The following is a 10844-nucleotide window of genomic DNA, read 5'->3' as shown; positions in this document are numbered from 1 at the left end:
CGCCCCTGAACACGCGGTATCGCCGTCGGCGATCACTTACCGGAGAGATCCAGCGGTCCGCCGATGATCAGGCTCGCGACGATGGACCCGTCCGGATTCCGGTCGCCGTGCACGAAAACCGAATAACCGGCGGCGATATCGGATATCCGACCACCGCCCAGCGCCAGCACCTCGGTGGTCGGGGTGCTGTGCACGACGACGGTCCCGCCGAGTATCGCCTGGACGGTCAGGGTCGTGCCGTCGGTGGCGGTGACCGTTCCGAACGTTATGCCGCGGTTCGCCGCGGGCGCGGCCGCCGCGGGTGCAGCGGCCGTGGTACTCGCCACCGGACCCGCCGACGCGGAAGGATGGTTGTCGCTGCGCAGGCAGGACGACAGCACGGCCAGCACCAGCAACAGGCACAATCCGATGACGACGAGCGACGAGGCCGACAACTCGCGCAATCGCCGGCGCACGACGGCCCACGGTTCCGGCGGCGGAGGAATCTCCTCGTGGCGGACCGGCTCCGGAGCAGCGATACGTTCGGGCAGATGGGACCACGGGCTGCTCAGCTGCCTCATAACCGGAGATTAGGCGGAGTCGCGCCGGACCGCGAGAGACCTATCCTCACCCCCGGGGACGGATCCGGAGACGGCTCCGCCCGCGTCGTAGCCGGTTGTAGCTGCCACCGACGCGAGCACAGCTGTTCTTTCGTATGCTGAGTGATAGCGAATGGGGAGGGGCGTCGGTGCTGGACCGGATGGTCCAGGGATGGAGGAAGGTCCTCGCGGATGGACGGTCGCGAGGTTGCCGACACGGCGCGGAACTGGTCGGCAGCTCTGATCGATTGCGGTGGCGTGCCGACCTCTGTGCAACACGACATCCGCCGGTTGACGGCACGATGGATCGTCGAACTGGAAGCCGCCTTGTCGGCCGAATCGTTCGACCCGTCGCCCGCGTACCGGATCGGGGGCGAAATGGTGCGGTCCAAGCTGACGGGCCCCGACATGATGGGCCCGACCGCCGCCGCTCTGACCAGTTTGCTGGAGCGGTCACAGCAGCCCGATCGCGTACCGCGGTTCGGGCTGCTGCTGGGCGAGCTGGGCCGCGGCTACGCCACCGAACTGTCGAAGATCTACACCCGGAGCCAGGAGGCTGCCGACCAACGCTTCCGCGTGTTGTTCGACAACGCCGCGGTGGCCATCGCGCTCTACGACAGCAACGGCATCACCCTCGAAGCCAATCCCACCACGGCTCGGATGGTCGGGATGAACCCGGAGGACCTGCCGGGGGTGGCCGGTCTGGACCTGATGCACCCCGAGGACCGCGACAAACTCCGTCAGGTGGTCGTCGAGCTGTACCAGCGCAGACAGGGCACCGTGCATTTCGAAGGTCGCTTCTGCCGCCCGGACGGCACCGTCTGCTGGGGTGCGTGGACGATGACGCTGGTGCGCGGCGCGGGCGGACGTGACCTGCGCCTGCTGGCCGTCGGGGAGGACATCACCGAGCGACGGGCCATGCAGGAGAAACTGTGGTGGCAGGCCCGTCACGACCCGCTGACCGGTTTACCGAATCGGCATTGCCTGCTCGAGCAGTTGGAGACCATCGTCGCGGAGGCTCACCCCGCTGACCAGATCGGCTTGTGCTTTCTCGATCTCGACGAGTTCAAGCTGATCAACGACCGCTACGGCCACCGCACGGGAGACAGCGTGCTGGCCGAGATCGGCCGTCGGCTCGACGCGGCCCTGACCTCGCCGAAGATAACGCTGACCCGCATCGGAGGAGACGAGTTCGTCGGGCTGCTCGCGCCGCCCTGCGATGAGGAGACGGCCCACGCGGCCGCCGAAACCATGCTCGAGACGCTGCGAGAGCCGATTTCGGTCGGTCTCAGCGATCCGCTGTCGATATCGGCCAGTATCGGCGCCGTGGTCACCTCGGTGGTCGGGGCGAATGCCGAAAAGCTGCTGGACGATGCCGACACCGGCCTGTACCACGCCAAGGCCGCCGGCCGCGGCACCTGGGTGCTGCACCGCACCGACGAGTACCCCGAGACCGGGCAGTAGGCCCGCCGCCGACCGGGAACGAAGCAAACTCGGTGTCCCCGAGGCGATCCCGGTGGCCGCCCGGACAAGCACGGAAACTTGGCCGGTCGGCTCATGATCGGTAGATTTGACGTCCTATGCCCGGGGCGGGAGCGTGCCGCCGTCCGACACCACGAGATTCCGGGAAGCCTATGCGACAGTCCAGCGAAGTCGATCTGCCCACTCGGATCTCCTACGGGGAGTTCGGCGAACGCTTCGTCGCGCATGCGGTGACGCCCGCGCGCATCGAGGCGGCCGTATCCAGTCTGGCCGGGCGGATCGAGATGGGGCCGTTCGCCGTCGGACCGGGCAAGCTCGCACGGGTGTGGGTCCGGGGTGATATCGGAACCCCGACGATCACCCGCACCGGGTCGGAAGTCGTCTTCGCAGTGCGCATTCCGGTGCAGCTGGAGCTGACCGTCACGCTGGGCGGACGGGAACTGCAATTGGCGGCGGCGGTCGACATCAACCTGACACTGCACGCGCGCACCGCCGACCCGCTGCTGGTGGTCATCGATATCCCGCCGGTCACCAAACGAGACGTCAGCCCGCCGATCATCCGGGCCGGCGCCGTCGACGCCGAGGCCGAAGTACTCCTGGAACCGACCGCGAAAATGGTCCGCAAAGAGGTCGCCGACCGGCTCAACGTCCTGCTCGGCCAGCCCCAGGCCCGGCGGGCCCGAATATTCGACATCGAGGCGATCACCGCGGGCGAGTCCGCCGAACACACGGATCTCACGAACGTCGACTGGATCGATTACGCGGAGTTCGGCCGCCGCTTCCTGCCGCGCATCGTGACGCCCGCGCGGGTGCGCGCGGTGGCCGAGAGCCTGTCGGGACGGGTGATCGAAGTGGATTCGATGCGCACCGGCCCGCGCGACGCGGCCGAGGTGACGGCCCGGGGCGTCATCCGATTGCCCCGGGTCACCGAGCGAGCCGACGCGGACACGGTCGCCTTCGACATGGTCGTCCCGGTCACGCTGGACGTCGTCGTGGATGTGCGCAAGGCCGATCACTATCACGCCGAGGTGGAGATTCCGCTGGTCCTGATGACGCGCACGGCCGCTCCGCTGCTCATCGTGATCGATGTGGAGCAGCCGCACAGCACGCAGATCGACGTCCAGTTGAGAGCCGACGGATTGCGGGCGCGCACGCTCGGCGTGATCGGCAAGATGCGTCGCCGGATCGCCGCCCAGGTGTCCGAGGCGGTGAGCCGGCACCTGGCCGATCCCTCGATCCGCACGGTGGACGTCGCGGCCCGGCTCGACGCGACTCGCATTCACGAGCTGGACGAGCCGGGCGGCTCCGCCGAGGTTTCCCGAGTCGGCTAGCCCGGATTCACCTCTACCGACAGATCATCGAGCAGGTGGTCGGCCAACTCGGTCGTCGTGGGGTACTCGAAGACCAGTCCGGGCGGCAGCGGTTGTCCCAGGGCCGCGCCCAGGCTGTTCTGCAGTTCCACCGCGCCCATGGAATCCAGGCCCAGATCCTCGAACGGATAGTCCGGGTCGATATCGTCCGGACCGGCGAAACCCAGGACGACGGCGGCCTTGCCGCGGATCATCTCGAGCAGCTCGGATCGGCGTTCGGCCGGGGGCAGCTCGTCGATATTCGTCCGGACGACCGCCCGCCGGGTGTCGACCTGTCGGCGCAGCGGCGTCGGGGCGAGTGTGCGGAGCAGCGGAAATACGTCGGTTCCGGAGTCCAGGGCACGCAACTCGAGGCGTGCCGGGGCCAGGCAGGGCCGGTCGATGCGCAGCGTGGTGTCGAACAACGCCAACGCCTCCTGCGAGGACATCGCGGCCAGGCCGCCGCGACCGATCCGGGCCATGTCCCGTGCACCGAGATGTCCGGTCATGCCGCTGGCCTGAGCCCACAATCCCCAGGCCAGGGAGACCGCCGCGGAGCCCTGTGCCCGGCGATGGGTGGCCAAGGCGTCGAGGAAGGCGTTCGCTGCGGCGTAGTTGGCCTGTCCCGGCGAGCCCACGATGCCTGCCATCGACGAAAACAGCACGAACACAGGGAGATTCAGGTCACGAGTCAATTCGTGCAGGTTCCAGGCGCCGTCCACCTTCGCGCGCAGTACTGTGTCGACGCGCTCGGGTGTCAACGAACCGAATACCGCGTCGTCGACCACCCCGGCCGTATGGATCACCGCCTTCAGCGGAGCTTCGGCGGGAATGTCGGCCAGCAACTGCGCCAACGCATCCCGATCAGCCACATCACACGGCATCACGCGCACCCGTGCACCCGACTCGGTCAGTTCCGCGACCAGTTCGGACACACCCGCGGCCTCGATACCACTCCGACTGGCCAGCAACAGATTCCGAACACCGTGCTCGGCGACCACATGCCGGGCGATCGCCGAACCGGCCATACCGGTACCGCCGGTGATCAGCACCGTGCCAGCGGGATCGAAAATCACTGCGGGCCTGGTTGATTCAACGCCGACCCGCGCCAGTCGCGCCGTGTGCACAGTTCCTGATCGAACGACGACCTGCGACTCCCCGGCTGCCAGGATCGTGGCCGCATCGACGTCGGAATCGGTGTCCGCCAGCACGATCCGACCAGGGTTCTCGGTCTGGGCCGACCGCACCAAACCCCAAACGGCCGCACCGGCCAGATCTTCGACACCCTCGCCCGGCAAGGCCACCGCACCACGCGTCATCACGATCAATGTGCCCGAAATGGATTGCGCCAGCCATGATTGCACCGCCGCCAACACCCGATGGGTGAGGTCGTGAACTTCGCCTACTACTTCACGTCGCGATGCACTCGCCTCGAAGACCACGACGGGAGCAGCCACATCCAGGGCGACATCGGCGGCTACGACGCCCGGCGACCACACCACCTCGAACACATTGTCCGTACCGGTCCCGGACAATGCCGCTGCCGCCGCACGCAACTCCTCGGCCGCCACCGGACGGATCGTCACCGACCGCACCGAAAACACCGGAAGGCCCTCGCCATCAACCGATTCCAGCGATACCGCGTCGGCACCGGCGGGGCTGATCCGTACCCGCACCGTATCCGCGCCTCCGGCATGCAGGCACACGCCCGCCCAATCGGAGGGCAGGGCGATCCCTCCTCCGTCGGTAGCGGCGATCGCAGCGTGCAGAGCCCCGTCCAGGACCACCGGATGCACGCCGAAGCCGGTTACCCGCACACCGGTATCCGCGGGCACAGCGACCTCGGCGAACAGGTCCGAACCTCGCTGCCACATCGCTCGCAGACCTCGGAACGCCGGGCCGTACACATACCCTTGCGCGGTCAACCGGGCATAAGTATCGGCGACATCGATCTCGACGGCATCCACCGGAGGCCACACCGACAGGTCCGAGACGTCGGGCGCAAAACCCTTGGGGCCCAATGCCCCCTCGGCGTGCAACACCCAACCGGAGCCCTCACCTCGTCGCGAGTACACCGATACCGTCCGCTGTCCGGCGTCGCCACCGGGTCCGACGGCGACCTGTACCTGGACCGCTCCCTCGGCCGGTAGCACGAGGGGCGCTCGCAGCAGCAATTCTTCGACGACACCGCAATCGACCTCGTCACCGGCACGAACGATCAGTTCCACCAACCCGGCATTCGGGAACACCACCGCACCGGCCACCACGTGATCGGCCAGCCACGGCTGCACCGCCAGTGACAATCGCCCGGTCAGCAGGACTCCACCGGTATCCGGCTGCTCCACCACCGCACCCAGCAACCCGTGCCCGGTCTCGCCCACACCGAGCCGACCCGCATCACCACTCGCGACCGAACTCGACAACCAGAACCGCCGACGCTGAAACGCGTACGACGGCAACGGAATACGACGAGCACCCGTCCCGTCGAACAGATCACTCCAGGACACGCCCGCTACCACCGAACGGCCCAGCGCGAGCATCAGCGCTTCCGGCTCCGCTCGTCCTCTCCGGAGGACGGGGATCGTCACGGCGACATCGGGAGACGAGAGCGACTCCTCGATCGATGCCGCGAGTCCGCCGGTCGGCCCCACCTCGACGAACCGGGTCACACCGGCCGACTCCAGGAACCGCACGCTGTCGGCGAACCGCACCGTCTCCCGCACGTGCCTGGTCCAGTATCGCGCCGAGCCGTAGTCCGTATCGCTCTGCCCCGCAGTGAGATTCGATACGATCGGTATCTCCGGTTCGGCAATCGCGACGGATTCGGCAATCGCGGCGAATTCGGCCAGCATCGGTTCCATCAACGGGGAATGGAACGCATGCGACACCGACAGGCGGTGAATTCTGCGGCCCTGTTCGCCCCACCGATCCGCGATGGTGTGCACCGCCTGTTCGGCGCCGGAGATCACCACCGATCGCGGGCCGTTGACGGCGGCGACGGCAACGCCGTCGATCAGCGAGGATCGGATCTCGTCCTCGTCGGCCTGCACCGCGAACATCGCTCCGCCCTCCGGCAGAGCCTGCATCAGTCGTCCCCGCGCGACGACCAGCGCGGCCGCATCGGGCAGCGACAACACGCCCGCCACGTGGGCCGCGCTCAACTCGCCCACCGAGTGTCCCAGCACGAAATCCGGTCGCAGCCCCCACTGCCACAGCAGCCGGAACAGCGCCACCTCGACCGCGAACAGGGCCGGCTGCGCGAATTCCGTGCTGTTCAGCAGCTCTTCGTCACGGCCCCAGACGATTTCGCGCAACGGCCGGTCCAGATATTTGTCCAGCACGTCGACCACGGCATCGAATGTCTCGGCGAAGGCCGGGAAACTCGCATACAGATCCGCACCCATGCCCAGCCATTGCGCGCCTTGGCCGGGGAAGACGAACGCCGTCCTGCCCGCGGTGTCGGCGCGGCCGTGCACCACGTTCCGCCCGGGCGCACCTTCGATCAGTTCGGTCAGCCCGCGGATCAACTCGTCGCGATCACTGCCGACCACGACGGCTCGATGCTCGAATATCGAGCGGCCCGCCAGGGAGAAACCGATATCGGACACGTCCGAGTCCGGACGTTGCCGCACGTACTCGAGCAGCCGGTTCGCCTGCCCCGTCAATGCTTCGGCCGATTTCCCCGACAGCACCCACGGCACCACGGGCAATCGCACGCCGTCGGGTTCGGGCTGGTCGGAGACGTCGGGCGCCTGTTCCAGGATCACGTGCGCGTTGGTGCCGCTGATCCCGAACGAGGAAACGCCCGCACGGCGTGGCGCACCCGTGTCGGGCCATGGCCGGGACTCGCTCAACAGCGAGACCGCACCGGACGACCAATCCACATGCGGGCTGGGCACATCCGCATGCAGTGTCCGCGGCAACATACCGTGCCGCAGCGCCTGCACCATCTTGATCACACCGGCCACACCCGCAGCTGCCTGCGTGTGACCGATATTCGACTTCACCGACCCCAGCAACAAGGACCGACCATCACGACGATCTCGCCCATAGGTCGCCGACAATGCTTGTGCCTCAATGGGATCGCCCAGTACCGTGCCGGTGCCGTGTGCCTCGACCGCGTCCACATCCGCCGCGGACAAACCGGCATTGACCAAGGCGGCCCGGATCACCCGCTGCTGTGAAGGTCCGTTCGGCGCGGTCAGACCATTCGACGCACCATCCTGGTTCAGCGCCGAACCCCGTACCACCGCCAGGATTTCGTGCCCGAGCCGCCGCGCATCCGACAACCGCTCGACCACCAGCACACCAGCGCCCTCGGCGAACCCCATGCCGTCGGCGGATTCGGCGAACGCCTTGCAGCGTCCGTCCGGGGACAACACCCGTTGCCGACTGAACTCCGGAAAGACTGCCGGCGTGGACAATACGGTGACGCCACCGGCCAAAGCCAGATCGCACTCACCCAGCCGCAACGACTGCACGGCCAAGTGCAACGCTACGAGAGACGATGAACACGCCGTATCCACGGACACCGCAGGACCTTCCAGACCCAACACGTAAGCCACCCGACCCGACGCCACACTCGACGCCGAGCCGATCATGCGATAGCCCTCACCGTCGGTCGAGGCGGCCCCGTACGCCTGGTTGATGATGCCGGTGAAGACGCCGGTCGAGGTGCCGCGCAGCTGCTGTGGATCAATTCCCGCGTGCTCCAACGCCTCCCACGACACCTCCAACAACAACCGCTGCTGCGGATCCATCACCGTCGCCTCAGCAGGCGAAATCCCGAAGAACGCCGCATCGAATCCGGCCACGTCATCGAGGAATCCACCCGCCCGCGTATACGACCTACCCACCGCATCCGGATCCGGATCGAACAACCCCGCTACATCCCAACCGCGGTCCTCCGGGAACCCGGACACCACATCCCTGCCCTCGAATACCAACTCCCACAGGCGATCCACCGAATCCACCCCGCCCGCGAACCGGCACCCCGAACCCACGATCGCGATCGGCTCGTCGACCACCGGCCGAACCGGAGAGTGACGCTGCCCCTGATCCCGTACCCCCACGATCTCCCCCAGGATGTGGCGGGTGAGCGCGGCGGGCGTCGGGTAGTCGAAGATGAGTGTGGACGACAAGGCGAGTCCGGTCGCGGCCTTCAGCCGGTTTCCGAATTCGATCGCCGTCAGCGATCGGAATCCCAAGTCCTGGAAGGTGCTAGCCGGGTCGACGTCATCGGGACCGGTATGCCCGAGAACGACGGCGGTGTGCGACAGGACGGTCCGCAACACCACGGCGTGCTGCTCTTTCCCGGTCGTTCCTTGGAGCCTTCGCGTCAGCACGGACTCCCCGTCATCGGCCGAGCGGCCCGACTCGACGCGGACCAGATCCGCGAACAACGGCGCGACGACGCCCGAGACCGCCTGGGAACGAATCCCGGCGGGATCGATGCGCGCCGGTGCCAGACAAGGGCGATCGATGCTCAATGCGGCGTCGAACAACCCGAGCGCTTCCCGTGACGACATCGCCACCAGGCCACCGCGGTTCATCCGGGCCAGGTCCTCGGCACGCAGCCGGGCGGTCATGCCACTCGTGTCCGCCCACAATCCCCAGGCCAGCGATACCGCCGCGGAACCGTGTGCTCGGCGGTGCGTCGCCAAGGCGTCCAGGAACGTATTCGCCGCGGCGTAGTTGGCCTGTCCGGCAGAGCCCACGATGCCTGCCATCGACGAAAACAGGGCGAAGACACCGAGGTTCAGCCCGCGAGTCAACTCGTGCAGATTCCAGGCGCCATCCACCTTCGCGCGCAGAACCGTGTCGACGCGTTCGGGTGTCAACGAACCGATCACCGCGTCGTCGAGCAGCCCGGCAGTATGGATCACGGCCGTCAGCGGAGCCTCGGCAGGAATGTCGGCCAACAACTGCGCCAACGCATCCCGATCGGCCACGTCACACGCCGACACCCGCACCTGCGCACCCGATTCGGTCAGCTCCGCGACCAGATCATCAGCTCCGTCCGCCTGCACACCACGGCGACTCGACAACACCAGGTTCCGAACACCGTGCTCGGTGACCACATGCCGGGCAATCGCCGCACCGGCCATGCCGGTACCACCGGTGATCAGCACCGTGCCCGACGGATCGAAACCAGCTGCAGCCGAGTGTGATGCAGCGTTGCCGGTGCGTGGTTCGATGGGCACCCCCACGAGCCGGGCGATGTACGCAGCTCCCGAGCGGACCAGTATCTGCGACTCGCCTACTGCCAGGATCGCGGCTGCGTCGAGGTCGGAATCGGTATCCACCAGCACGATCCGACCGGGATTCTCCGACTGCGCGGAACGAACCAGCCCCCACACCGCCGCACCCGCCAGATCAGTGACATCCTCACCCGGCAACGCCACCGCACCGCGCGTCACAACCAGCAAGACGCCCGAAACCTGTTGCGCGAACCACGATTGCACCACACCCAACACCCGACGAGCGAGAGCGTGGGCATCCGCCACCACCTCGCCACCGAACGCCTCCACCTCCAACACCACCACATCCGGAGTGGCCTCACCCCTCGACTTCGAGGCCGCCTCCTCTACCACCCCATCCGAAACGGCCCTGTGGCGAGCAACATCGGCAACTACCGCATCCCCAGCCAGACCAGTGGTACCCCGAGCAGCAGCGGTACCGACCGCATCCGGCGCTACCGCGGCACCCGGAACAAGCCTGCCCCGAGCGAGATCGGCATCTACTGCATTCGAGGTCGATGCGGCCGGGGTAATCCTGCGCTGTTCGAATACCTCCCAGGGCAGCATCGTCAATTCCGTGGTCCGCTCGCCCACCTCGGGGGCACGCGACCATTGCAGCTCGAACATGTTGTCCGGAGCGACCTCGGCCGAACCCGCACCACCGCCTGCCAGCCAGTAACGCCGCCGCTGAAAAGCGTACGACGGCAATGAAATACGACGAGCCCCCGACGCCGCGAACACCGAACTCCACTCGACCCCCGTACCGCGCACATAAGTCTGTGCGACAGAGATCAAAAACCGATCCAGCCCACCCTCACCACGCCCCAGCGACGGAACAACCACCGCCCCAGCATCTTCGACGCACTCACCGACCGTGTCCTGCACGCCACCGACCAGCACCGGATGTGGGCTGGATTCGACGAACACGCGATATCCCTGCCCGCAGGCCGCACGCACGGCAGCCTCGAACTCCACCGTCTGCCGGATGTTGCGATACCAGTACTCGCCGTCCAGAACCGCTGTATCGCAGAGGCTTCCAGTGACGGTGGAAAAGAGAGCAACTTCCGACGAATGCGGCTCGATGTCGGACAACACCTTCACCAGGTCATCTCGGATGGCCTCGACTTGACTCGAATGCGACGCGTAGTCCACATCGATCTGTCGCGCACGAACCTCGCGAATCTCGCACTCCACCA

Annotated in this window: 3 protein-coding genes and 1 pseudogene; 2 read left to right on the top strand and 2 right to left on the bottom strand. The window is 67.1% G+C overall.

The window, feature by feature from the left end; genetic code table 11:
- Window positions 1-32: 32 nt before the first annotated feature.
- Window positions 33-560 carry a DUF5666 domain-containing protein gene (locus ON40_RS43900; RefSeq protein WP_040831702.1) on the bottom strand — a complete coding sequence of 176 codons (528 nt, stop codon included), beginning with the start codon at window positions 558-560 and terminating at the stop codon, window positions 33-35.
- A gap of 210 nt (window positions 561-770) precedes the next feature.
- On the opposite strand from ON40_RS43900, the gene ON40_RS43895 reads away from it, so the two are divergent.
- Window positions 771-2042 carry a diguanylate cyclase domain-containing protein gene (locus ON40_RS43895; RefSeq protein WP_051194516.1) on the top strand — a complete coding sequence of 424 codons (1272 nt, stop codon included), beginning with the start codon at window positions 771-773 and terminating at the stop codon, window positions 2040-2042.
- Between the two features lie 170 nt (window positions 2043-2212).
- A complete protein-coding gene (locus ON40_RS43890; RefSeq protein WP_051194515.1) occupies window positions 2213-3391 on the top strand; it encodes a hypothetical protein in 1179 nt (392 codons plus the stop codon).
- A gap of 32 nt (window positions 3392-3423) precedes the next feature.
- Here the strand turns inward: ON40_RS43890 and ON40_RS54160 are convergent.
- A pseudogene (locus tag ON40_RS54160) lies at window positions 3424-10844 on the bottom strand (SDR family NAD(P)-dependent oxidoreductase); the annotation flags it as partial.

Source organism: Nocardia jiangxiensis NBRC 101359 (genome assembly GCF_000308615.1).
GTDB classification, from domain to species: domain Bacteria; phylum Actinomycetota; class Actinomycetes; order Mycobacteriales; family Mycobacteriaceae; genus Nocardia; species Nocardia jiangxiensis.
This window is presented reverse-complemented; position numbering and strand designations above follow the sequence as displayed.

Bases quoted from the DNA above. Each gene is read 5' to 3' on its own strand.
- ON40_RS43900 (WP_040831702.1), bottom strand. From the start codon at position 560: ATGAGGCAGCTGAGCAGCCCGTGGTCCCATCTGCCCGAACGTATCGCT.
- ON40_RS43895 (WP_051194516.1), top strand. From the start codon at position 771: ATGGACGGTCGCGAGGTTGCCGACACGGCGCGGAACTGGTCGGCAGCT.
- ON40_RS43890 (WP_051194515.1), top strand. From the start codon at position 2,213: ATGCGACAGTCCAGCGAAGTCGATCTGCCCACTCGGATCTCCTACGGG.